The 1,272-nt window shown below is 66.7% G+C and carries 2 protein-coding genes; both read left to right on the top strand.

Annotated elements, in window-relative coordinates; all coding sequences use genetic code 11:
- Positions 1-800, top strand: an 800-nt coding sequence (locus G3436_RS23135) for a hypothetical protein (protein WP_163949927.1), incomplete at its 5' end; no start/stop codon positions are given.
- Positions 801-871: 71 nt separating this feature from the next.
- On the top strand, positions 872-1,272 hold a 401-nt coding region (locus G3436_RS27975), incomplete at its 3' end, for a hypothetical protein (protein ID WP_243667272.1).

The following is a 1,272-nucleotide window of genomic DNA, read 5'->3' as shown; positions in this document are numbered from 1 at the left end:
GCAACCGCATCAGCCTGGAAGGCGACAACAAGCAGCTGCAGGTAGCGCCCGACGGACGCACCCTGTACCTCTACAGCGGCGATCTGCTGCAACAGTTCAGCTTCGATCCGGCCAACGCCAGCCTCACCCGCGTGAGCAGCCAGCAGGTCGCCGGGGTCAGCGACATGGTGCTGGGCGCCGACGGCAATGTGCTGTACGTCAGCCTCGCCAGCGGCAGCGTCAGCCGCTACAGCACCCACGGTGCCCTGGCGTGGGTCGACAGCATCAACCGCACCCAGGCCAGTGCATTGAGCAACGCCAGTGCCCTGCAGGTGGGGGCCGACGGCAGCGTGCTGGTGATCGGCCAGGGCCTGGCCCTGCTCGATGCGCCGGGCCTGAAAAACCCGGTGTACCAGGCCGACGGCCCGGCCGTGGTACTGCTGCCCAACCTTCAACTGAGTGACGCAGAACTCGACGCACTCAATGCCGGTGCCGGCAACTACAAAGATGCAACGCTGGTGGTGGAGCGCGTGGGCGGTAGCTCGGCGCAAGACCACTTCGGCTTCAAGGACGGCAACGGCTTCACCCTGCGCGAGGGGCAAGTGTTCCTCGACGACGTGGCCGTGGCGCGCTTGAGCGACGCCAACGGCACGCTGAAGCTGAACATTGACGCGGCGCTGAGCACCGCCCAGGTCAACCTGCTGGTGCGCCAGTTGACCTACACCAATGACGGCGGCACTGCGGGCAGCCAGGTCAACCTGCGCGTCAGCCTGAACGACGGCGAACTGAACAGCGCGACTATCAGACGCAGGTCAGCCTGACTGGCAAGACCACACCTGTTGATCCGGTAGATCCAGTTGATCCGGTAGATCCGGTAAACCCTGTCGACCCGGTGAACCCGGTCACTCCGATCAACCCGGTCAACCCGGTCAACCCGACGATACCGACAAGCCGCGTTGCCCCGGTGGTCCCTGGAGAGCGCGACGACCCCCGTGCAAATGGCCTGTTCAGTGCGGCGCAGGCACGTACGCAAAGCCTTGAGGCCAGCCCTCACGCCGGGCCCGACAGCGCCGAGTTGCTGCGTCAGGTGCACACCGACCAGGCGCATTTCAGGCAGGTGGCCGAGCAGATCAGCGCGCTGCCCGAGCCTGCCGACCTCACGCCGCACGACCCGCTGCCGGCCTCGTTGCAGGCCGACAACCCGCTGGTCAGCCGCGAGCCGCTGAGCACCACGCCACGGGCCACCCAGGCCGAGCTGAACCTGGCACTGCCGGCTGACACCCTCGATGGCTG

It is taken from the genome of Pseudomonas brassicae (assembly GCF_010671725.1).
In the GTDB taxonomy this organism is placed as follows: Bacteria; Pseudomonadota; Gammaproteobacteria; order Pseudomonadales; family Pseudomonadaceae; genus Aquipseudomonas; species Aquipseudomonas brassicae.
Note: the sequence above shows the minus strand (reverse complement) of the source record. Positions and strands in the feature narration are given on the sequence as shown.